This window comes from Solibacillus silvestris (assembly GCF_051967575.1).
GTDB classification, from domain to species: Bacteria; Bacillota; Bacilli; order Bacillales_A; family Planococcaceae; genus Solibacillus; species Solibacillus silvestris_B.
The window spans coordinates 18,300-40,431 of sequence record NZ_JBQCJW010000005.1; the positions used below are offsets into that span (position 1 = coordinate 18,300).

Annotated in this window: 19 protein-coding genes and 1 other annotated feature; of the genes, 11 read left to right on the forward strand and 8 right to left on the reverse strand. The window is 41.2% G+C overall.

Features of this window, described 5'->3' with window-relative positions; translation table 11 throughout:
• Window positions 1-1,044 precede the first annotated feature (1,044 nt).
• A complete protein-coding gene (locus ACTHOQ_RS04450; protein WP_440494471.1) occupies window positions 1,045-2,499 on the forward strand; it encodes an alpha-amylase family glycosyl hydrolase in 1,455 nt (484 codons plus the stop codon).
• 92 nt (window positions 2,500-2,591) lie between these two features.
• On the opposite strand, the gene ACTHOQ_RS04455 is transcribed toward ACTHOQ_RS04450, so the two are convergent.
• Window positions 2,592-3,398: a Cof-type HAD-IIB family hydrolase gene (locus ACTHOQ_RS04455; protein ID WP_440494472.1), complete on the reverse strand. Its 807-nt coding sequence runs from the start codon at window positions 3,396-3,398 to the stop codon at window positions 2,592-2,594.
• A gap of 111 nt (window positions 3,399-3,509) precedes the next feature.
• On the opposite strand from ACTHOQ_RS04455, the gene ACTHOQ_RS04460 reads away from it, so the two are divergent.
• Window positions 3,510-4,268 (forward strand): prolyl oligopeptidase family serine peptidase, encoded by a 759-nt coding sequence (locus ACTHOQ_RS04460; RefSeq protein ID WP_440494473.1) that lies wholly within the window; start codon window positions 3,510-3,512, stop codon window positions 4,266-4,268.
• A 55-nt stretch (window positions 4,269-4,323) separates the two neighbouring features.
• A complete protein-coding gene (locus tag ACTHOQ_RS04465; protein ID WP_440494474.1) occupies window positions 4,324-4,638 on the forward strand; it encodes a metal-sulfur cluster assembly factor in 315 nt (104 codons plus the stop codon).
• A 105-nt stretch (window positions 4,639-4,743) separates the two neighbouring features.
• On the opposite strand, the gene ACTHOQ_RS04470 is transcribed toward ACTHOQ_RS04465, so the two are convergent.
• Complete coding sequence (locus ACTHOQ_RS04470; RefSeq protein ID WP_440494475.1) at window positions 4,744-5,442, reverse strand: Crp/Fnr family transcriptional regulator; 699 nt, start codon at window positions 5,440-5,442, stop codon at window positions 4,744-4,746.
• Between the two features lie 245 nt (window positions 5,443-5,687).
• Between ACTHOQ_RS04470 and ACTHOQ_RS04475 the strand changes: the two genes are divergently transcribed.
• Window positions 5,688-7,817, forward strand: coding sequence for an ATP-dependent Clp protease ATP-binding subunit (locus ACTHOQ_RS04475; RefSeq protein WP_440494476.1), 2,130 nt, complete (start codon window positions 5,688-5,690; stop codon window positions 7,815-7,817).
• A gap of 182 nt (window positions 7,818-7,999) precedes the next feature.
• On the opposite strand, the gene ACTHOQ_RS04480 is transcribed toward ACTHOQ_RS04475, so the two are convergent.
• Window positions 8,000-8,197, reverse strand: coding sequence for a YjzD family protein (locus ACTHOQ_RS04480; RefSeq protein ID WP_440494477.1), 198 nt, complete (start codon window positions 8,195-8,197; stop codon window positions 8,000-8,002).
• 486 nt (window positions 8,198-8,683) lie between these two features.
• Here ACTHOQ_RS04480 and ACTHOQ_RS04485 point away from each other — a divergent pair, with 486 nt between their 5' ends.
• Window positions 8,684-9,619 (forward strand): beta-ketoacyl-ACP synthase III, encoded by a 936-nt coding sequence (locus ACTHOQ_RS04485; RefSeq protein WP_440494478.1) that lies wholly within the window; start codon window positions 8,684-8,686, stop codon window positions 9,617-9,619.
• 34 nt (window positions 9,620-9,653) lie between these two features.
• Window positions 9,654-10,898 carry a beta-ketoacyl-ACP synthase II gene (gene fabF, locus ACTHOQ_RS04490; protein ID WP_440494479.1) on the forward strand — a complete coding sequence of 415 codons (1,245 nt, stop codon included), beginning with the start codon at window positions 9,654-9,656 and terminating at the stop codon, window positions 10,896-10,898.
• 245 nt (window positions 10,899-11,143) lie between these two features.
• Here fabF and trpS read toward each other — a convergent pair whose 3' ends face one another.
• Window positions 11,144-12,133 (reverse strand): tryptophan--tRNA ligase, encoded by a 990-nt coding sequence (gene trpS, locus ACTHOQ_RS04495; protein ID WP_440494480.1) that lies wholly within the window; start codon window positions 12,131-12,133, stop codon window positions 11,144-11,146.
• Between the two features lie 56 nt (window positions 12,134-12,189).
• Window positions 12,190-12,418: a binding site (T-box leader), on the reverse strand.
• Between the two features lie 462 nt (window positions 12,419-12,880).
• On the opposite strand from trpS, the gene spxA reads away from it, so the two are divergent.
• The 4 genes from spxA (at window position 12,881) to pepF (ending at window position 17,636) form a co-directional block, all read left to right on the forward strand.
• Window positions 12,881-13,279 carry a transcriptional regulator SpxA gene (spxA, locus tag ACTHOQ_RS04500; RefSeq protein WP_008403575.1) on the forward strand — a complete coding sequence of 133 codons (399 nt, stop codon included), beginning with the start codon at window positions 12,881-12,883 and terminating at the stop codon, window positions 13,277-13,279.
• A gap of 353 nt (window positions 13,280-13,632) precedes the next feature.
• Window positions 13,633-14,286 (forward strand): adaptor protein MecA, encoded by a 654-nt coding sequence (gene mecA, locus ACTHOQ_RS04505; protein WP_440494481.1) that lies wholly within the window; start codon window positions 13,633-13,635, stop codon window positions 14,284-14,286.
• Window positions 14,287-14,645: 359 nt separating this feature from the next.
• Window positions 14,646-15,770, forward strand: a complete 1,125-nt coding sequence (locus ACTHOQ_RS04510) for a competence protein CoiA (RefSeq protein WP_440494482.1) — start codon at window positions 14,646-14,648, stop codon at window positions 15,768-15,770.
• Window positions 15,771-15,827: 57 nt separating this feature from the next.
• Window positions 15,828-17,636, forward strand: coding sequence for an oligoendopeptidase F (pepF, locus tag ACTHOQ_RS04515; RefSeq protein ID WP_440494483.1), 1,809 nt, complete (start codon window positions 15,828-15,830; stop codon window positions 17,634-17,636).
• Between the two features lie 938 nt (window positions 17,637-18,574).
• On the opposite strand, the gene ACTHOQ_RS04520 is transcribed toward pepF, so the two are convergent.
• From ACTHOQ_RS04520 to ACTHOQ_RS04535, 4 genes are all read right to left on the reverse strand, one after another.
• Window positions 18,575-19,381 carry a DsbA family protein gene (locus ACTHOQ_RS04520; protein WP_440494484.1) on the reverse strand — a complete coding sequence of 269 codons (807 nt, stop codon included), beginning with the start codon at window positions 19,379-19,381 and terminating at the stop codon, window positions 18,575-18,577.
• Window positions 19,378-19,776 carry a globin domain-containing protein gene (locus tag ACTHOQ_RS04525; protein ID WP_440494485.1) on the reverse strand — a complete coding sequence of 133 codons (399 nt, stop codon included), beginning with the start codon at window positions 19,774-19,776 and terminating at the stop codon, window positions 19,378-19,380. Before ACTHOQ_RS04525 ends, ACTHOQ_RS04520 begins: the two co-directional genes overlap by 4 nt.
• Window positions 19,777-20,084: 308 nt before the next feature.
• Window positions 20,085-20,855, reverse strand: a complete 771-nt coding sequence (locus tag ACTHOQ_RS04530; RefSeq protein ID WP_440494486.1) for a lytic transglycosylase domain-containing protein — start codon at window positions 20,853-20,855, stop codon at window positions 20,085-20,087.
• An 8-nt stretch (window positions 20,856-20,863) separates the two neighbouring features.
• A complete protein-coding gene (locus tag ACTHOQ_RS04535; protein WP_440494487.1) occupies window positions 20,864-21,451 on the reverse strand; it encodes a CYTH domain-containing protein in 588 nt (195 codons plus the stop codon).
• 173 nt (window positions 21,452-21,624) lie between these two features.
• Between ACTHOQ_RS04535 and ACTHOQ_RS04540 the strand changes: the two genes are divergently transcribed.
• Complete coding sequence (locus ACTHOQ_RS04540) at window positions 21,625-22,008, forward strand: UPF0738 family protein (protein WP_440494488.1); 384 nt, start codon at window positions 21,625-21,627, stop codon at window positions 22,006-22,008.
• The last annotated feature ends 124 nt before the right edge of the window (window positions 22,009-22,132 follow it).

The window sequence follows — 22,132 nt, forward strand, 5'->3', positions numbered from 1 at the left end:
CGCCGTTCTACTTTCTCCCGCTCAAGTTCTACATTCGGCACGAAAACTTCTACTTTCCGCTTAAAAGGTTCTACTTTTTCCGCCGCGAACTCTACTTTCGGGGAGAATTGTTCTAATAACCGCCCGCCGTTCTACTTTCTCCCGCTCAAGTTCTACATTCGGCACGAAAACTTCTACTTTCCGCTTAAAAGGTTCTACTTTCTCCGCCGCGAATTCTACTTTCAGGGAGAATTGTTCCAATAACCGCCCGCCGATCTACTTTCTCTTGCTCAAGTTCTACATTCGACGCGAAAACTTCTACTTTCCGCTCCAAAGGTTCTACTTTCTCCACCGCGAATTCTACTTTCAGGGAGAATTGTTCTAATAACCGCCCGCCGTTCTACTTTCTCCCGCTCAAGTTCTACATTCGACATGAAAACTTCTACTTTCCGCTTAAAAGCTTCTACTTTTTCCGCCGCGAGTTCTACTTTCGATGAGAACTGTTCTAATAACCGCCCGCCGTTCTACTTTCTCCCGCACCTGTTCTACATTTGGCACGAAAACTTCTACTTTCTCCCGCTCAAGTTCTACATTCGGCACGAAAATTTCTACTTTCCGCTTAAAAGGTTCTACTTTCTCCGCCGCGAATTCTACTTTCGGGGAGAATTGTTCTAATAACCGCCCGCCGTTCTACTTTCTCCCGCTCAAGTCTACATTCGACGGGAAAACTTCTACTTTCCGCTCAAAAGTTTCCACTTTATCCTCCGCTAGTTCTACTTTCGGGAAAAACTGTTCCACTTTCCGCCCGCCGTTTTACTTTTTCCCGCTTCTGTTCTACATTCGGCGCGGAAGATTCCACTTTCCTCCCCAAAGTTTCTACTTTCCCCATCGCTAGTTCTGCATCCCGTCCGCAAAACTGCATAAAATCTCCTCTCATCAGGGTCTATACACACTTTTGTCACGTATTTGTCGTATTTCCTATAAATAACTTCTGTAATCATAGCTAGGCGGATGCTTTTTTTGGTAAAATGACGGTGGATTGTATGCGAAAGAGAGGGAAATGAATTGGGATTTAATAAATGGCTTCGTGCACTGACTGCAGGTGTACTGCTTTCGGCTTCATTATCGGTTGCGACAACAGCAAATGCTAACGAAGAACGTACGATTGCAGATGAAAGTATATATGATATTTTAGTGGACCGCTTTTTTAATGGGACGGGTAAAAATGATGACCATACAGTGAATGCCCAAGATTCGGCGATGTTTGCCGGCGGGGACTTTGACGGGGTATTAAAGAAAATCGATTATGTAGCAGATATGGGCTATACGATGCTTTCGGTTGGTTCCGTATTTGCGACCGAAAAATATGATGGCTCAATGCCGACAAGCTACACAACAGTGGATGCCCGTTTCGGTACGGCAGAGGAATTCAAAAAAATGGTGGATGCATATCAAAAACGGGATATGAAGATCATGGTTGATTTCCCGATTACAAATGTCAGTCCGAATCATGAGCTTGCGGCGAAATCAGGATTTGCTGCGGGCACAAATGACGGGAAATTGCAGTGGGACTTAGCGAATGAAGAAGTGCAGAACGAATTAATAGACAGTGCTGTGCAATTTGTGAATACATATCAGCTCGATGGTGTGCGTTTGACGAATATCGAACAAGCCGATACAGCGTTTTTAAATCGCATCATTGAGCAATTAAAAGCAGCGGGCGTCTATGTGATCGCCAATGCGGAAAGCGATGCGGACTTTGATGCGAAATTTTATAATGATATGGCATTAAACTATACAAACGCTTTCAAAAATGTTGATTTGAATACGACGGTGCTTGAGCCTTATATCGAGGAAATGCTTTCGGGCACACCTGTATTGACGATGACTGACACAATTTGGTCAGACCGTTTTACATTAGCTGCAACAGCGGAAGGCATGTATCCGCCGACACGGAGCAAAATATCCATTGCAAGCACACTGCTGCTGCCTGGCGTGCCGGTCGTGCAATACGGTTCTGAAATTGCGATGAATGGTAATGCCGGTGCCGAAGCACATCAATATTACAACTTCAAAACAGACTCGGAATTAGCCGATTATGTAGGACAGCTTCAATCATTAAGAAATGATTCGGAGACATTGCGCAATGGTGAGTTCAAATGGCTTGAAAACGAAGACGGCTATATCGTGTTTGAACGGAAATCCGATAAGGAAACATGGATCGTCGTTATTAATAATAGTAGTAAAACGAAGCGTGTCCATATTCCAGTAGCCGAGTTTGGTGAAGGAAAAGAGATACGCGGAATGTTCAACAGTGAAATCATTCGCGAAAATAAAGACGGCAATTATACGATTATTTTGGATCGTGAGATGGTGGAAGTGTATCAAGTAATCGATGCTCGAGGCATTAACACTTCCTATGTCGTTGCTCTTGCACTTGTCGTTGTGCTGTATGCCGCATTCATGGTAGTCATCATGAAACGCGGAAAAAAACGTCGTGCTAATTCTTCTTCAAAATAATGGCAAAACAGCCTAGAGAAGCAGCTATCCCGCTTTTCTAGGCTGTTTTTAATGGACAAGTAAGGCCGGTCCTTGCCAATTGAAGCTTCATTTTATAACTTCAGCCGATCCTGTAAAAACTTCGCAATGCCGTCTTCATTATTGGATAATGTAATTTCATTGGCGATACCCTTCAAATCATCAATTCCATTGCTCATCGCTACACCTACACCTGCATATTCAATCATTTCCAAGTCATTGTCCTCGTCCCCAAATGCGATAATACGCTCGCGGGGGATACCCATTTCCTTTGCAATATGGTCGATGCCAACCGCTTTGCTCAATCCTTTATGAACAATTTCGATGATCGGGAAAGGCGCGCCCCAGCGGCGGTGTTCGATTAACTCTGCGTGGACATCTTGAAGATGCTGGCGAATGATCGGTGTATTGACATCATCTGCTTGAATCAATAAGCTTGTCGGGTTTTGCAATAATGTACGCGTCAAATCCCCGGTTAAAATATTCGGGCTGCCCATATGGAGCATTTGGAGCATTCCTTCATCTTCGCGATGGAGATACACATCATCCATCACTTCAGCAATTAGATTATCATATTCGTATTTATGAACCGATTCCACAACATCATGGACAACGCTTAAATTTACAGTTGTATGAATTGATTGCCACATCGGATTTTTAGGATGGTGAATGAGTGCCCCGTTGAAATTCACAATCGGAGTCGTTAAGTTCAATTCATTATAGTAAAGCTGACTCGCACGATACGGACGTCCAGTCGCAATCATCACTTGATGACCTGCTTGCTTAGCTTTAAATAATGTTTCCTTTGTAAGCGAGGAAATCGTTTTATCGTCCGTTAATAAAGTACCGTCTAAGTCTAATACAATTAAATGTTCGTTCATGAGAGTAAGCCTCCTTTAGCATGGGTATAATTGTAACGTGTAAAAATAACATTCGTCAAAGTTTTGAAACAATGACAAAGTTTTGTTAAGGTAAACGAAGAGGTGAGAAATATGATAGTAAAGCAAGAGCGATGGAAGGCGATTCCATTATTGCATGTATATGATGAAACGATGGACGAGCAAACACCAGTCGTCATTTTTCTGCATGGTTTTTTAAGCGCAAAGGAGCATAATTTGCATTACGCTTATCAGTTTGTGCAACAAGGTGTGCGTGTTATACTGCCTGACGCATTAATGCACGGAGAGCGATCCAATAATTTAACGGAAGACCAGATGAATTATAACTTCTGGAAAATTGTATTGAAGTCAGTTGAAGAAGTACATACTATTTATGAAGAATTGAAACTGAAAAAATTAGTAACGAGCGACAAAATAGGGATCGCCGGAACATCAATGGGAGGGATTGTGACGTCAGGATGCTTAGCCATTTATCCATGGATTCAATCTGCAGGGATTTGCATGGGAACGACAAGCTATACAAAGCTCGCTCTTCACCAAGCTGAAGAACTGAAGCAAAAAGGGGTCGCATTTCCGATGTCGGAAGAACAGCAAATCGGCTTAATCCGGATGCTTGAAAAATTCGATATGGAAAAACATGCTGCATTTTGGGCAAACAAGCCGATCATTTTTTGGCATGGCCAGCGGGATACGGTCGTTCCTTATTGTATGAGCCGAGATTATTATGAGCAACTTGAAAAGGCCAAAAAAACAGAGCATATTATTTATTTATCAGAGTCTAAAGCAGGACATGCCGTATCGAGAAACGGAATTTTGCAAGTGACGAAATTTATGGCGCAACGTTTGGCATAAATCATTCGTTCTGATATGATAGACGTTAACACCATGTCGAAAGGGGAAACAAAAAATGGCAATTGATCAAGATATGAAAGACAGCATGCTTGGAGCTTTAGAGAACGTAATCGACCCTGAGCTGGGCATCGATATTGTCAACTTAGGTTTAGTATATGAAGTGGATTTAACAGATGAAGGCTTGGCAATTGTCACAATGACATTAACATCAATGGGCTGCCCTCTTGCTCCGGTAATTGTTGACCAAGTAACTACTGCATTAAGCGAACTGCCTGAAGTAAAGGAAGTTAAAGTTGATATCGTATGGCAACCAGCATGGTCTAAGGACAACATGTCCCGCTATGCAAAAATGGCGCTGGGTATTCGTTAAGCCTCAAAAACAGGGCTGTCCGGAAAAATCGATTTCATCGGTTTTACCGGACAGCTTCTTTTTTATATCGTTTTTTGTTGAGCGAAGAAAATAAACCACGTTTTTCTAATCTATCCTGCAAATAGCAAGCGGACAGTTTTCGCATTCGATTTCACGCTTTAAATAATTTAAATCCAATATTGTAATATAGCTTTTTTCGATTGCAATGACTTTATCCTTCCGCAAATCGCCCAACATACGGTTAATCATTTCCCGGCTTGTCGCGCATAAATTGGCGAGCTCGGTATTTGTCAATGCTATTTTTATATTCGCTTCGTTTGGAGATGGAAATTCGCCAAATGTGTTCGCAAGGCGGATTAATGTTGAGTAGAGCGCACCTTTTTTGCCGTGCAGCACTAAATCGCGAAGGCGTGTTTGATTTTTCATATTTTCCGTTTGCAGCCAGGTTAAATAAGCGGACATCATAGTAGGCTCTGCAATAAAAAATTTTTCCAGAATATCGTGATGGATTGAAAAAAGCTCCGTATTTGTTAGCGACTTTGCAGTTGTCGTATGAAATGGACATGAGCAAAAAATCAAATTTTCGCCGATTAGGCTGTTCGCTCCGCAAATGCGGAGTGTCAATTCTTTGCCGCTTTCGGATTCTTTGCTTATTTGAACATTCCCGCTTTTAATAAGGAAAAGATGATCAGAGCGCCCGCCTTCTTGAAAAATATGCATCCCTTTTTCCAGCTTTAAAGCAGTCCCTTCCGTTTGGATAAGCGACATAATTTGTTCAGGAATTGTTTGCAGCAAATGGATCATCACCTCTTCTCCCGTAATTTTGGAAACTGAATATTCCAGTTTATTCTAAAAGTATCATACTAAAAAATTAGAGTCAAACTGGTTTATTTCTAATTCTTTATGTTGATGATGGGGGCAATTTATCACGGTTCACGCATAAGCTTCTGAAATTTCTCAAAAAAGAGTGCAAAAATTTGAGATTTGACTAAATTTGACCTATAATCAAATTAGTCAATAAAGGTCAAACTATTGAAGGGGTGCACTATATGCAATTTAATCAAACACAAGATAATCGTCCGCCATTAGAGCAGTTCGGACGCAATCTAATTGAACAAGTAAAGAGCGGCAAGATGGATCCGGTCATTGGGCGCGATGAAGAAATCCGCAATGTCATTCGAATCTTATCACGCAAAACAAAAAACAATCCAGTATTAATAGGCGAACCCGGTGTTGGTAAAACAGCAATCGTCGAAGGTCTGGCACAGCGCATTGTCCGAAAAGATGTACCTGAAGGGTTAAAGGATGCAGAGCTGTATGAGTTGGATATGAGCGCACTTATTGCGGGGGCGTCATATCGGGGGCAATTTGAAGAGCGTTTAAAATCCGTGTTAAAGCAAGTGAAGGAATCTGAAGGACGCATCATTTTATTTATTGATGAAATTCATACAATTGTCGGTGCCGGAAAAACAGATGGAGCAATGGATGCAGGAAATATGCTGAAGCCAATGCTGGCACGCGGTGAACTGCATTGTATAGGGGCAACGACATTAGATGAATATCGCATGTACATCGAAAAAGATCCGGCTTTGGAACGTCGCTTCCAGCAAGTAATGGTGCGAGAACCTTCCATTGAAGATACAGTTTCGATTTTACGCGGCATTAAAGACCGCTTTGAAGAGCATCACCGCGGTGTACGCATCCATGACCGCGCGATCATCGCAGCCGCCCAACTGGCAAACCGTTATATTACGGACCGTTTTTTACCGGACAAGGCAATTGATTTAATCGATGAAGCATGTGCGATGATCCGTATTGAAATCGATTCGATGCCACAGGAGCTCGACCAATTAACACGTCGTCTCACACAGCTTAAAATTGAGCAGCAAGCATTGAAAAAAGAAAAAGACGATGCGAGCAAAAAGCGGCTTGAAATCATTACAGATGAAATTGACGCTTTGGAAAGCTCGATGAAATCAATGAAAGATCAGTGGGAAATCGAGAAAAATGGATTACAAATCGTACGGGATAAAAAAGACGAACTGAAAAAATATGAAGCAGAACGTGATAGCTTATTCGTCTCAGGCAACAATCTGGCCCGGGCAAGCGAATTGCAATACAGCAAAATTCCGAAGCTCGAAAAGGAAATTGCGGAACTGGAAAAGCAATTAAAAGAATCGGAAGGCAATCGGATGCTGCGTGAAGAAGTAACGGAAGAGGAAATCGCTAAAATCATTTCCCGCTGGACAGGCATTCCTGTAACGAAGCTTGTGGAAGGCGAGCGCGAAAAGCTGCTGCGCTTAAAAGATACATTGCATGAACGTGTAGTTGGCCAGGATGATGCGGTGACATATGTAACCGAAGCAGTATGGCGAGCGCGTTCCGGCATTAAAGATCCAAACAAGCCGATCGGAAGCTTTCTGTTCCTCGGTCCTACAGGCGTCGGTAAAACAGAATTGGCAAAAGCATTGGCTGAACAGTTATTTGATTCGGAAGACCACTTCATCCGCATTGATATGAGCGAATATATGGAAAAGCATTCCGTATCGCGTCTTGTCGGAGCACCTCCAGGCTATATCGGCTATGAAGAGGGCGGCCAATTGACGGAAGCGGTCCGCCGTAACCCGTATTCGGTTGTATTGCTCGATGAAATTGAGAAGGCGCATCCGGATGTGGCGAATATTTTATTGCAAGTGCTGGACGATGGACGCATTACGGACAGCCAAGGACGTATCGTGAACTTCACGAACACGGTCATTATTTTAACGTCGAATATTGGCTCACAGTTTTTATTGGAAGTGTCCGCGGAGTCGGAGCAGCTTGTGCAAACAGCATTGCGCCAGCATTTCAAGCCGGAGCTATTAAACCGGATGGACGATATTATAATGTTCCACGCATTATCGGGCGAACATTTCCACGCGATTGCCTGGAAATATGTAAAGCAGCTGCAAGACCGGGTTGCGGAACAGGAAATTTCATTGCAGGTGGGCGATGAGGTTATTGATTGGATTGTAAAGCACGGCATTGATCCACAATTTGGTGCGCGTCCGTTAAAACGCTTCGTGCAGCGACATTTGGAAACAGTAGTTGCACGCGAGCTATTAAAAGGAAATGTCGTGGCAGGCGGTATGCTGGTGATTACGCTCGAAAACGGCGAAATAGCCATTTCTCAAAAGTAATGTGAAAAACAGCTTGTACATCGTATATGTATGGGCTGTTTTTAACGCTGGAAGAGAGAGGACTCCAGTGAAAGCGGAATGTCTATTGAAACTAAACTGTCCATTTTTTCCAAATCTCCTTTTTTACGATAAATAACAAGGGGCTGCCCGGTATTGAATACTGGACAGCCCCTTGTTATCTATTAGTGGTGCTCTGCTTCTGCGTCTGGAGTTGATTCGTTTGGAATGATTGCAGCGATAATAATAACTAACACGCTGAATACTAATGATACGATTACGCCATTCATGAAGTTAAAATCTACACCTAATACAGAACTTACTACATAGTTTAGCATTGAAACTAATAAGAATGACCAAAAGAAAGTAATAATATATTGCATCAAATTCACCTCATTGAACATATTTAAAACGTTATTATAAAATTACATCTTCAATATCATACCACATGCATTCATGAAAATAAAAGAGGGAATGCGATTTTTCGCCAAGTTGTCATAAATACCTCGTCTCATAGGTTTTCAGCGGCTGAAGAGTTGCTTTAAAGTGAGCTGAAAAAACAGTTTCCCTTGTTTTTTCATAAATTTTAATTGTGTTCAAAATAAATTTACTTTATAATTAGTACCAACTACTAATAATAAGTGATTATTTTATCGTGGTTCAGTAAAACTTTCGGCTTTAATAAGCAAAGAGCTGACTGCGATACTGCTTTTTTTCTGCAGTTGTCCTGACATTTGCTGAACCAACAGCAGACGTTGACGGATGGTCACAAAATTTTAAAGGGAATTTCTCGTCATAAACGAAAAAGCCGGGCGTAATTATGCCTTGGCGAAATGGATCGGTATGCTTTAAAACAAGGGGGACAATAAATGAATGCTGGTATTATAGGAATGGGTAAGTATGTTCCGGAAAAAGCTATGACAAATACGGATATTGAAAAAATTTTAGATACATCTGATGAATGGATCCGCTCACGGACAGGCATTGAAAACCGTTTTATTGCAGAGGGTGAGGAAACATCGGATTTGGCTTATAAAGCAGCAGAGCAAGCAATCAAAAATGCGGGCATTTCAGCTAATGACATCGGTTTAATTATCGTAGCTACCGTTACGCAAGATCAAAACTTTCCAAGTGTCGCATGTCAAATACAGGAACGACTTGGCATATCAGGGACAGGGGCAATGGATATTTCCGCTGCATGTTCCGGGTTTATATATGCAACGACAATTGCTAAACAATTTATTGAGGCTAATAGCTATGAATATATATTAGTAGTAGGTGTAGAAAAGTTATCAAAAGTAGTCGATTGGGATGATCGTAACACTGCGGTATTATTTGGCGATGGCGCGAGTGCCGCGGTGATCGGGAAAGTTTCGGAAGGCCGGGGAATTTTGGCATTTGAACTTGGCGCTGACGGAACTGGCGGAAAGCATTTGTATTTAGATCAGGAAAATCACATTATGATGAATGGACGCGAAGTATTTAAATTTGCTGTTCGTCAAATGGGGGAGTCGGCTGTTAGCGTGCTTGAAAAAGCGGGATTGACGAAGGAAGATGTCGATTATTTAGTGCCGCATCAAGCGAATATCCGCATTATGGAGGCGGCGAGAGAGCGTCTTGGCTTACCGGAAGAAAAAATGTCGAAAACGATTCAGAAATACGGCAATACTTCAGCCGCTTCTATCGGCATTTCCATTGTGGACGATTTGGAAGCAGGGAAAATCAAGGATGATGATATTGTTGTTTTAGTCGGTTTTGGCGGCGGGCTTACTTGGGGAGCGCTCGCATTAAAATGGGGAAAATAAATGTCGATTAAATAAAAGAGAAGGGTGTTAAATGATGGAAAAAAGAAGAGTTGTTGTAACAGGAATCGGTGCAGTGACGCCAGTAGGAAATAATGCAGAGCAATCTTGGGAAAATGTATTGGCAGGCAAATCGGGTATTGGGCCGCTAACACGCGTGGATACAAGTAAATTTACAGTATCCGTGGCGGCGGAAGTAAAAGATTTTAATATAGAAGATTATATCGAACGTAAAGAAGCGCGTAAGATGGACCGCTTTACACATTACGCAATCGCTGCTTCAATGATGGCGGCAAAAGATGCGGACTTGACGATTACTGAGGAAATGGCCCCTCGGGTAGGAGTGTGGATCGGTTCAGGAATCGGCGGAATGGAAACACATGAGCAGCAATTCTTAACATTCCAAGAGCGCGGTGTTCGCCGTGTCAGCCCGTTTTTCGTCCCCATGATGATTCCGGACATGGCTTCAGGGCAAGTATCGATCTATTTGGGCGCAAAAGGGGTTAACTCGTGCTCGGTGACAGCTTGTGCATCGGGTACAAACTCAATTGGCGATGCGTTTAAAGTGATTGAGCGCGGTGATGCAGATGTGATGATTACAGGCGGCACAGAAGCGCCGATCGTGACGATGGCAATTGCGGGCTTTAGTGCAAATACTGCATTATCGTTAAATCCGGATACTGCGACGGCTTCGCGTCCATTCGATAAAAATCGTGACGGCTTCGTTATTGGCGAAGGCGCGGGAATTTTGATTTTGGAAGAATACGAACATGCAAAAGCACGGGGTGCAAAAATTTATGGGGAAGTAGTCGGCTATGGGGCAACAGGGGATGCTCATCATATTACCGCACCAGCTCCAAATGGCGAAGGGGCAGCACGCGCAATGCAAATGGCGCTTGATGATGCGTCGGTATCTCCAGAACAAGTGGGTTATATTAATGCACACGGCACAAGCACGCCATACAATGACCTATTTGAAACACAGGCGGTTAAAACGGTGTTTGGCGATCATGCATACAAGCTGGCAATGAGCTCGACAAAAAGCATGACTGGCCATTTATTAGGTGCTGCTGGCGGCATTGAGGCAATCTTTACTGTGCTTGCTTTGAAGGAAGGCATTTTACCGCCGACGATGAATTTACTTGAGCCAGATCCAGAGTGCGATTTGGATTATGTGCCAAATGCCGCGCGCAAGGCGGATGTAGAATACGCATTAAGCAACTCATTAGGCTTTGGCGGGCATAATGCATGTTTATTGTTCAAAAAATATACAGCGCAATAAGAAATATAAAAAAACGAACGTGCGAATTCTATCGTACGTTCGTTTTTCGTATAGTTGTACGAAGGATGGTGTATTGACACGTTTCGTACTTTTTTTATTTTTTTATGGCCTTTGTGTCATGTCGATCAGTAATATGATTTTATATTTAAACTATCGCACACTCGGTTATTCTTGGCATGCTGTATTAATGTATATTGTTCATGGGGCGGAATTGTATTTAGTGCTTATCGCCATTGGTGGCATGATTAGCGTCGTTTACGGCCTAAGCCCATCGCGTTCTCCATTTTCTTGACAGTTTTAGAGGCGATGGCATTTGCTTTAGCAGCGCCTTCGTCTAAAATTTCATCAAGTTCCGGGGAATCAATCAATTCGTAGTAGCGTTCTTGAATTGGTGTTAAATGTTCAATGACGGCTTGCGCAACACCTGCTTTAAAGTCGCCATAGCCTTTGCCTTCGTATTTTACCTCTAAATCTGCAATTGAAGCACCTGTTAAAGCGGATTCGATGATGAGCAAGTTGGATACACCCGGCTTGTTTTCAACGTCAAATTTAACAAGCCCTTCAGAATCCGTCACAGCTGATTTGATTTTCTTTTCAATTTCTTTTGGTGTATCAAGTAAACGAATTGTCGCTTTTGTATTTGGGTCTGATTTTGACATTTTTTTCGTCGGTTCTTGCAGTGACTTTATGCGTGCGCCTTCTTTTGGCAATTGAATATCGGGAAGCGTTAAAACATCATTGAAACGCTTGTTGAAGCGCTCTGCCAAATCGCGTGTCAGCTCAATATGCTGTTTCTGGTCATCCCCTACCGGCACGATGTCTGTATTGTATAAAAGAATGTCTGCTGCCATGAGCGGCGGGTATGTCAACAGGGCGGCGGAAACGGATTCTTTCCCCGATGATTTATCTTTAAATTGTGTCATGCGCTCCAATTCACCGATTGAAGCGACACATTGCAGCATCCACCCTGCCTGTGCGTGTGCCGGCACTTCTGATTGGATGAATAATGTGGATTTTTTAGGATCGATGCCGACCGCAATATACATCGCTGCCAATGACCGTATATTTTTGCGCAATTCTAATCGATCTTGCGGCACCGTGATGGCATGCTGGTCAACGATACAGTAAATGGCATTGTTATCGTCTTGTAAAGCCGGGAACTGCTTGATTGCGCCGATATAGTTCCCTAAAGTGATTGTTCCTGTTGGCTGTACGCCTGAAAAAATTGTTTTCATAGGTAAGACCCCCCTTTAATAAATAAAAAAACATCATGCGTCCTCTATTCGAAAATAGAAGGGACGAATGATGTTGAAATCCGCGGTACCACCCAGCTTGCCAAAATTGGCCACTCTTCTTCGTAACGTGAAGGAGACGAGCGAAACTACTGGATAACCACATATCGGGTCCGTTCGTAAAGCTAACTCGGAAGTCCATTCCATTTAACGAATGATCTGTTTGCACCAACCACAGATTCTCTATGCATTCTTGTTAAATGTACTACTCTTCGTCATCGTTTTTCATGATCTTGAAAGTGATTATAACGCAAGTAATGAAAAGAAAGCAATTATTTTATTAAAGAAACAGGAATAAAATGATGCGGAATTGGAAATAGTAGTAAGTATCATTTGATATTTATGAAATTGAAGTGCATTGTTCAGTGTTTTCTCAATTATCATTTATTAAATGAGAAAAAATATACATTTCATAGAAGTTTATATTTAGGAATTTCTGGGTAAAAAAATGCCATATAACAAAATTATGAAATACGCGTTTATTAGAGAAAATATTGTAATAAAAATTATTACGATAGTTGAATTATTTATTGACATTGTGTATTCAAACATGCGGTATTCATGTATAATAGGTACAGAATCTTAAATTAAATTAATTCTAAATTAAGTTTTATGTAAACGGTTATGCTTCCAATTGAGGAAGCAGCATATAGCAATTTAATTGAAATCAATTAGAGAGGGAGTGAGACAATGTTAGTAACATTATTTACTTCACCAAGTTGTACTTCATGTCGAAAAGCAAAAGCATGGTTAGAGGAACATGATATCCCATATACAGAGCGCAATATTTTTTCCGAGCCACTCACAATTAGTGAAATCAAAGAGATTTTACGTATGACTGAGGATGGCACCGATGAAATCATTTCAACACGCTCGAAAATTTTCCAAAAGTTGAATGTAGATGTTGAGACATTACCATTACAACGACTATACGAGCTGATTCAAGAATACCCGGGTCTTTTACGTCGTCCGATTATTTTAGACGAAAAACGTTTGCAAGTAGGCTATAACGAAGATGAAATTCGTCGATTCCTGCCTCGTAAAGTACGGGCATACCAGCTGCAGGAAGCGCAGCGCATGGTCAACTAAATATAGAAACTCATGATGTTACGGATGCATACTGTGCACTTGTAGCATCTTTTTTTTATTTTCGAACATATTATATATACATGATTAGCACTTGATTTAACATGACGCTTGCAATACAATTTCAATTATTCAAATAATTTACTCTGAATAATGTTTTTCCTTTTCATTTTAATCCAATCCGTCATACAATAGAGTTATAGATACTTAATTACGGATATTACGAATTCGGCTGCAATTACGCGGATGTGTAATTGATAAGTATCTAAGTTCCGATGCAATAGGACGCCATATTGTATGCTAATTGAAATTTATGTGACGTTCTATACAATGACTGTGAAGGGAGTTGAGGTCTAATGGACATCGAACGCATTAATGAACATACGTTAAAACTATTTATTACGTATAGTGATATCGAGGACCGTGGTTATACGCGCGAAGAGATTTGGTACAATCGCGCAAAAGGAGAAGAGCTTTTCTGGGATGTCATTAGCGAAGTAAATACCGATGATTATTTCGACTTGGATGGTCCAATTTGGATTCATATTAACGCTTCAGAAAGTGGGCTAGAAGTCGTTGTTACGCGTGCATCTGTAGGGAATGATTCCGAAACGTCTTCGATGGTTGGCAATTTTGAAGACGACCTTCATATATCAGATCAATTAAACGAAATGGAAGAATCGATTTTCAATGCAATTGGCAAATCAGCGAAAGAGGAAGAGCAGCCGCTTGAAAATGCCCGATTCCGATTTAAAGATATTGATGAGCTAGTACCTCTTGCAAAGCGCGCAGCACCATTAGGAGTAAAATCTGTGTTGTATAAATGGGAGGAATACTACTATTTATATGTAGATTTAAAAGAGATGGAAAGCCAGGAAGCGAAAAATGTCATCGCTGTATGCAGTGAATATTTGCCGGCTTCCAAAACGACGATTCACCGCCTTGAAGAATATGCGGAAGTTATCATTCCAGAAGACTGCTTCGAAACGATTCTCAGCTATTTTGAATAGTGAAGCAGCTTAAAGCAGGTCGCCTGAAATTATGAGGCGGCCTTTTTTGCATTTGCTTGGAAAAAAGGGAGGAGTTGGGACATGGGGATTCGAAAGTGGAACATTTTTTCCGTAAAGTAGAATATTTCGGTTGAAAAGTGGAAACTTGGACCGCGAAAGTAGAAAACTTTTTAGAAAAAGTGGAACTATTCCGATGAAAAGTAGAATGTTTCCGAAAAAAAGCGGAAATACGCCCAAGTTAAAGTAACGACGAAGTGATTTTTAAAACATGCCGAAAAAAACAGTTTGCCAATAGTTACTTTCCGTAAGTTGAAACACGCTCCCAAAATGCGTACGATTGATGAAAAGGAGTGGTATCGATGCTTGTTGCCATGACGAAAGAACAGCAGCTTTTTCAATTGCATGCACAGCTGTCGCAACAGGAACTGCAAACATTAAAAAAACAGCATCAATTTTTTTGCCCTCAATGCAGCGAGCAGCTTTTATTAAAGGTAGGGCAAATTAAAATACCCCATTTCGCACATCAAAAAAATAGCAGCTGCCATTCTTTATTTTCTGAAGGTGAATCGGCCGCCCATTTATTAGGGAAACAGCAGCTCTTTCAACTGTTTAAAAAACTTCAGCTAAACCCTTTTCTGGAGCCGTATTTACCCTCCCTAAAGCAGCGCCCCGACATTCTGATCCGCAAAAATGACCGACAATACGCGATTGAATTCCAGTGCAGCCCCATCTCTCATGACCTATTTCGGCAAAGAACGAATGGTTACAGGAAAGCCGATATTATCCCGATTTGGCTATTGCATACACCCGAGCAGTTTAAAACGCCTGGTATGTTTAAAATTTCGATTAATCATACAAATGCCCAGTACACCCAGCACTATAAAAGCCAAAAGTTTCTCATCACTTACGATGTGGGCAGCAAAACATTCTATTATGCAAGTAATTTAATCCATATCCATAAGCGCCAGTATTTTGCATTGGTCAATGTGTTGCCGCTTCATCATCAGCATTTTCCTTTCCTGATCCCCGAAAAAATTTCAAATGCAAAATTCTGCCTTCTCCTTTCAAGTTTTACAAAATTCCGCGACCAATATTTACGGCCGCGTCTATTACTAAGCAAAAAAGGTGTAAAGGATCGATTTTTGCGTGCGATTTATGAAATGCGATTGACGATGGCAAGTTTGCCGGCTTTTTTAGGGATTCCTGTACGAAATACGAATGCATTTGATATATTTTGTTTAGAATGGCAAATCCAGCTGTTTTATTTTATGAAATGCCACGAGCTCACTCCTGGAACGATGAATTTAAGGGCAATACCGTACTTTTTTGAGTGGAGCCGTATGGAGCTGACGAATGAACGGGAAATGGCGGTGGAACATTATATAAATATATTAAGAAAGCTTGATATTCATCATGTGCATGAAAAGATTGCCTTAAAACAATTATTTGATGTTCTATACGACGAATTGGTTGCAATTGGATAGTGAAATTGTTTAAATAGACTTATAATTTCGAATTTCGGAATAGTAGGAGGCAATTGGATGACAAAGCAAATTTTAACACGTGAAGAAGTACCGGAGCATTTAACTTGGGATTTAACATCCATTTTTGAATCGGATGAAGCTTGGGATGCTGAGCTAAAAGAAGTTGAACAATTATCGAAGCAGGCGCCGGATTTTAAGGGGAAAGTAGCAGACAGCGCCGAAAGCTTATACAAGACGCTGCAATTCAGTGATGCGTTATATGAGCGTCTATACAGATTGTACGTTTATTCTCATTTAAAGCATGACCAAGATACGACGAACAGTAAATACCAGGACTTGGACGGTCGTGTACAATCCGTTGTGACGAATGTCGGTGCGGCATGGTCATTCATTACACCTGAAATTTTAGCGCTGGATGAAGAGACATTGAACAGCTATGTTGCAAGTTATGAGCCGCTTTCTTTATACGAACAAAGTTTAAAGGAAATCAACTTAGGTCGCCCGCACGTATTATCTGCCGAAAAAGAAGAGTTATTGGCGCAAATGTCCGAAGTTGCATCAACAGCGGGCAAAACGTTCAGCGCTTTAAACAATGCAGATTTGGAATTCCCGAAAATTAAAGGGGAAGATGGCGAAGAAGTGCAAATCACGCATGGCAACTATATTACAATGCTTGAAAGCGATAATCGCGAAGTACGAGAAGCAGCATTTAAAGCTGTATACAAAACATATGGCCAATATAAAAATACATTTGCAACAACGCTGGCAGGGAATGTGAAAGCACATAATGCCAACGCGAAAATTCGCAATTACAATTCGGCGCGCCATGCAGCACTTAGCAACAACTTCATTCCTGAAAAAGTGTACGATCAATTAATTTCAACAATTCATGACTATTTACCGGCGCTTCACCGTTATGTGGAGCTGCGCAAACAAGTGCTGGGCGTCGATGAGCTGCATATGTACGACTTATTTACACCGCTTGTAAAAGAGGTGAAAATGGAAGTGACATATGATGAGGCGAAGAAAACAATGGTTGAAAGCTTCGCGCCGCTTGGCAAGGAATATCAGGAAACTGTACAAAAAGGTCTCGATAGCCGCTGGGTAGACGTGCTTGAAAACAAAGGGAAACGCAGCGGTGCCTATTCTTCAGGTACATTCGGCACAAACCCGTATGTATTAATGAACTGGCAAAATAACGTCAACAACTTATACACATTGGCACATGAATTTGGCCATTCAATGCATAGCTATTATTCACGTGAAAACCAGCCGTACCAATATGCGGATTATTCGATTTTTGTAGCTGAAGTAGCATCAACTTGCAACGAGGAGCTATTATTCGATCATTTAATGAACACATTGGATGATGAGAAGCAAAAAATTTATTTATTGAATCAATGGTTGGATGGTTTCCGCGGCACAGTATTCCGTCAAACAATGTTCGCTGAGTTTGAACATATTATCCACGAAATGGATGCAAAAGGCGAAGCGATTACGGCCGAGAAGTTAACTTCGATCTATTATGATTTAAATAAACAATATTTCGGCGAAGCGATGACAGTCGATGAGGAAATCGGTTTGGAGTGGGCTCGTATTCCGCACTTCTACTACAACTATTACGTATACCAATACGCGACAGGCCAATCTGCTGCAACAGCATTATCGAAGCAAATTTTGGAAGAGGGCGAACCGGCAGTTGAACGTTATATTAACAACTTCCTTAAAGCTGGCTGCTCAAACTTCCCGATTGAAGTATTAAAGGCGGCAGGTGTCGATATGGAATCGCCAGAACCAATCGCACTTGCATGCAAAGTATTTGAAGAGAAGCTAAATGAGCTTGAAAAATTATTATTAAATAATTAATTGTTTGTGAAAACGCATCTGTTTAAGGTGCGTTTTTTGCTCTATAGGATGATGGTTTTGCTGTTTCGAGCATAAAATTGAACGGGCTTAATGGTCATGTCCATTCCTCTTGGTGGTGACGTGAATCATTGATTTGTCAGTGGTTGAAGCGGTATTGATGCTCTTGGATTCTCCTTTTGCTTTATAAAACGGCCATTTTGATTATGGAAACGCTTACTATATGACGAATTTGTGAAAAAACGAAAGATTCATTGCAACTATTATTATTCCATGATAGAGTAATAAACGTGAAATAAATCACATAACAAACATACACCCCTTTGTTTGAACGTGAACATTTCTCCCATCCCCTTTGTGAAAAAGAGGCGTCCTATCTGTCGAGGATAGAGACGCCTCTTTTGTTTTTTTTGAGGAATTGACGCGACTGAGAGAGTGTGCATGTGCTTTCGGCATGGTTTGTTCCGCTTTCTTAAGTGAAGCGGTGAATATGAGGACGCGGATCTACTTTTCGGGCGAAGTGTTCTACTTTCGACAGGTTTAGTTCTACTTTTCTGGCAAAGTGTTCTACTTTCGGCCAACTTAGTACCACTTTCCCGATTGAAGCGCGAATATGAGGGCACGGTTCTACTTTCTCCGGTGAAGGTTCTACTTTTCGGGCAAAGTGTTCTACTTTCGGCCAACTTAGTACCACTTACCTGATTGAAGTGGCGAATATGAGGGAGCAATTCCACTTTTCCCTAAGACAGTTCTACTTTCTCAGTGAACGGTTCTACTTTCTGCATAGTTCGTTCCACATATACCAGTGAGGTGATGAATATGACAGCCTCTCCTCCGATGCCCCAATTCCACGCAACAAAAAAACCAGCTCGCTTGAATATGCAGCTGGTTGAAATAATATTATAAGTGCGATTAATTATATAATGGTGTATGGCTCTGCTTTATTTTGCGCGCCATAATGTAATATCATCGGTCATGATGCGTTCCACTTTTTGTTGAAGCATCCGTTTTTTTAATTCACGCTCGGCCAATTGTTCATTGATCGAATAAATTTCAGCTACTTCCGCTGTTGTAAGTGCACTGAAGCGATCGAATAACTCATCCAATGCTGGGATCGGCTGGCGAATTAATTTTTCCCCAAGTAATTCTGCTAAAATATGCTCATATACTTCATAATTGTAGGAGCCGCTTACTTTTAAGCCCTCATCTTCTATGCATTCATTGAAAAATACAATGCTTGGGATTTCGTCTACTTCCATTTCGCGCGTTAAGTATAAATCGCACTGAAAGGCACGGGCCGCCTCTTTGGAGCCGAAGTCAGACATAAATTCATCCATATCCAGATTAACATGCTGTGCAATTTCGATTAATGTTGCATGAGAATTGATATTGCGTGTGTTGAGAGCCGCCACTTCCTGAACTTTGTTTAAATAGCGGAATCCTGAGCGCTTACCTTGCAGTTCAGCGGCTTTAATAGCAATTGAAGGTAATGCTGGATGCGTAATATCCAATTCTGCTCCGGAAACACAGCCTTTCATTCGGCTCGTAATGCTGTTTAAAGCAGCGAGTTCCGTACTAAGGACATATCGACATGTAAAGTAATGACCATACTCCACTTGAAGCTTGCGCAATGTCATCTGCATGAGCAGCGCTTTTTCGCAAAGGGGGTCAATGAAAATATAAAGCTCAATCGGTTTATTACATGTAGACGGTGTTGCAGGTTGCTGTAAAAGTTGGACATTATTCACTCAAATCCCTCCTCATCATTCGGGGCATTGACCATATGGTGAGCAGTCATAACGAGCCGCTTATAGTAAACTTCGCGGAATTTACCATCCAAGCCGACTTCGTCCATTGCCTCCGCCATACATTCTAGCCATGCCTGGGCACGATCGGGTGTAATTTTAAAATGCATATGTCGCGCACGCATCATTGGGTGGCCATGCTCTTCGGTGAAAAGGTTGGGGCCGCCAAGATACTGCGTTTGAAATTGTATTTGTTTACGAATTGTTTCAGTTAAATCTTCTGGGAAAATAGGAATTAATAATGGATGCTTCGCCACTCGAGAGTAGAACGCGTTAATTAATTCAGAAAGCTTTTCAGCGCCGAGTTCCTCATAAGGAATCGTATAATTTCGATTCATTAGTTATACTCCTTTGTGTCTTTCTTCGTCCATTTGTGAAATACGAATGTCATGTAAGTAACGAAAAATTCATTTGGACGATACAATCATTCTAGCAACGTAATGATGTTTTAACAAATAAAGTGCCCTACAAAAAAATTTGAAGGGCATTTCACATTCATATAAAGTACGTTGAAACAGTATATATGTTAGGCTTTAATGTGCATTAATTGCGCTTTCCTGTTTGTGGAATTTCCGCTTAAATCAATGAAATCCCGGTGAAAATTGCAGCCGATTTAGGCATTGCCATGCAAACAACGAATCAATAGCTACACATTCATATAGTTCAACACTTTTTTTACGTAATTTTGAGTTTCTTGGAAAGGCGGGATGCCCCCATACTTCTTCACATTACCTGGCCCGGCATTATATGCAGCAAGCGCTGTTTCTATATTGTTGTCAAATTGGTCCAGCATTTGACGTAAATATTTGGCGCCACCCATAATATTTTGCCCGGGATCAAAGCGATCTGCAACACCTAGATAGCTCGCGGTTGTCGGCATTAACTGCATTAAGCCAGATGCGCCGGCTGAACTAGTGGCCGATGCGTTGAAGTTTGATTCCTGTTTCATCACTGCGGCAATCAGTTTTTCTGGTAAGTTGTATTTTTTTGCAGCAGCCGCAATTTCGGAGCGGTATATTTCTGCACCGGCAAGGAAATTACTCGCATCGGATTGACGTGTAAAATCCGTCATATATTGTTTGAGCTTTGATGTAAGCTCATTCGCTGGAAGGGAACTATTTGTGCCTTCCAAATTCGTCAAATTCGCCGAGTTATTCAGCATAAATGAAGCAATATAGTTGTTGGCAGCTGTACTTTGCTGCTCTGCGCTGGAAGATTGAACAGACTCCAATAAAGAGCTTACCCCACCAAGACCTTCAGCAGATCCTGCCGTTTGACTATTTAAAATATCGCTCATTAAATCAGAAAACAATGTCGAGTCGGATGATGATAATACACTCGAATTTGTTTGATTTGATGTATTTAAGTTTTGTATTGCCTGAAGCTCCAGCAATGACTTCATCGATGAAATATCCATGACAGCACCTAGCCTTTCCGATTATTTAATGCCATCATAAAACGCACAATTTTCTTTTGCGCTGTTTGTGGCTCGATTGCGTATTGTGCCAGAAACGCGGAAAAAGTATTTTTTCCAATTGTTTCATCATTTGTTTCATATTCTACCTCATAATCGTCACACTGCAAATAAAAAGAATGGTCAAACACAAGCAAACCGCCTTCATAAGGAACTTCAACCCGGTCAGTTGTCAATGTTCCGTAGCAGTGCAGCTCGTTCATAGGAATGTCAAAAAGTGCTAATCTTTCACCGACAGAATATTCCGGGATCGCTCCACCCGCAAGCATCCTATCCGCTTCTTCACGTGTTAAGCGGTCCGTTGTTTCCAAATGCTGGTGTTCCGAAGTCTTTTCTTTCAATGTACATTCGATCAACTTGTCGAATTCCCGAATGCGGAGAGCGCTTTGCCTATTTTTTAAATGGTGCTCCGGTGTATCAAAATAATGATTTACTTGACGTATAATTTGCCCGGGCCGTATTGAAAATGCTTGGAGAAGTTGCTCGTATTGCGTTTTCGTTAACATATTTTTAAATTCTATTTCGATATGCTGTGTCATTGGGTATCGTCCTTTGCCATCATAAATTTTCGGTCATTTCATTAAAACGCTTCTGCACCAAATGATTGTCCTATGGTAAAATATGAAGAGAATGCTTAAAAAAAGGTTTTTCATCATGATATGAAGTTGGTTTCAATTTCGGTCCGAAAAGCCAAAAAAAGGAGTTCAATTCATTGAGAAACGTATATTTGATTGATCAATTTGAAGCAGTACAAAATGAAATCCATTTTATTTTAAATGAAAAGAAACAACTTAGCCAACTGCAATCGACAGGGCAAGTCATTGTTGATTCGGATAATGAGGCGTTTCTTTATATCATAGAAGAAAATGATGCATATAGTTACATAAGCTTTTCACATGTTGTTTGGCCGCAATTATTGCAAATGCTAATGTCGGGACAGCAGCCTTATTTGAAAGTGGAAGACGGTACCATGCCGCTTGCGCAGTTTGTCGATGAATTAAAGGGGCTGCTGTACAATATTGAAGGCAACAGCAATTATGGCGATCATTTTGTAGAAGCTGTGGAAAAGGCGTTTGCCGATTTTTTTAGAGAATAAGAAAGCATAGGCTATTCAAGGAAATCGACATAGGAAAAGACATCATTTTACGCTATTTGGCGCAAAACATGTTTTTCTAATGAATAATGAAGAATAAGTTTTCAACGTAATCTGCAAAAATACA

What these genes read in the sequence shown, in the direction of transcription:
- ACTHOQ_RS04455 (WP_440494472.1), bottom strand. Translation starts at nt 3,398, where the DNA reads ATGAACGAACATTTAATTGTATTAGACTTAGACGGTACTTTATTAACG.
- ACTHOQ_RS04460 (WP_440494473.1), top strand. Translation starts at nt 3,510, where the DNA reads ATGATAGTAAAGCAAGAGCGATGGAAGGCGATTCCATTATTGCATGTA.
- ACTHOQ_RS04465 (WP_440494474.1), top strand. Translation starts at nt 4,324, where the DNA reads ATGGCAATTGATCAAGATATGAAAGACAGCATGCTTGGAGCTTTAGAG.
- ACTHOQ_RS04470 (WP_440494475.1), bottom strand. Translation starts at nt 5,442, where the DNA reads ATGATCCATTTGCTGCAAACAATTCCTGAACAAATTATGTCGCTTATC.
- ACTHOQ_RS04475 (WP_440494476.1), top strand. Translation starts at nt 5,688, where the DNA reads ATGCAATTTAATCAAACACAAGATAATCGTCCGCCATTAGAGCAGTTC.
- ACTHOQ_RS04480 (WP_440494477.1), bottom strand. Translation starts at nt 8,197, where the DNA reads ATGCAATATATTATTACTTTCTTTTGGTCATTCTTATTAGTTTCAATG.
- ACTHOQ_RS04485 (WP_440494478.1), top strand. Translation starts at nt 8,684, where the DNA reads ATGAATGCTGGTATTATAGGAATGGGTAAGTATGTTCCGGAAAAAGCT.
- fabF (WP_440494479.1), top strand. Translation starts at nt 9,654, where the DNA reads ATGGAAAAAAGAAGAGTTGTTGTAACAGGAATCGGTGCAGTGACGCCA.
- trpS (WP_440494480.1), bottom strand. Translation starts at nt 12,133, where the DNA reads ATGAAAACAATTTTTTCAGGCGTACAGCCAACAGGAACAATCACTTTA.
- spxA (WP_008403575.1), top strand. Translation starts at nt 12,881, where the DNA reads ATGTTAGTAACATTATTTACTTCACCAAGTTGTACTTCATGTCGAAAA.
- mecA (WP_440494481.1), top strand. Translation starts at nt 13,633, where the DNA reads ATGGACATCGAACGCATTAATGAACATACGTTAAAACTATTTATTACG.
- ACTHOQ_RS04510 (WP_440494482.1), top strand. Translation starts at nt 14,646, where the DNA reads ATGCTTGTTGCCATGACGAAAGAACAGCAGCTTTTTCAATTGCATGCA.
- pepF (WP_440494483.1), top strand. Translation starts at nt 15,828, where the DNA reads ATGACAAAGCAAATTTTAACACGTGAAGAAGTACCGGAGCATTTAACT.
- ACTHOQ_RS04525 (WP_440494485.1), bottom strand. Translation starts at nt 19,776, where the DNA reads ATGAATCGAAATTATACGATTCCTTATGAGGAACTCGGCGCTGAAAAG.
- ACTHOQ_RS04530 (WP_440494486.1), bottom strand. Translation starts at nt 20,855, where the DNA reads ATGGATATTTCATCGATGAAGTCATTGCTGGAGCTTCAGGCAATACAA.
- ACTHOQ_RS04535 (WP_440494487.1), bottom strand. Translation starts at nt 21,451, where the DNA reads ATGACACAGCATATCGAAATAGAATTTAAAAATATGTTAACGAAAACG.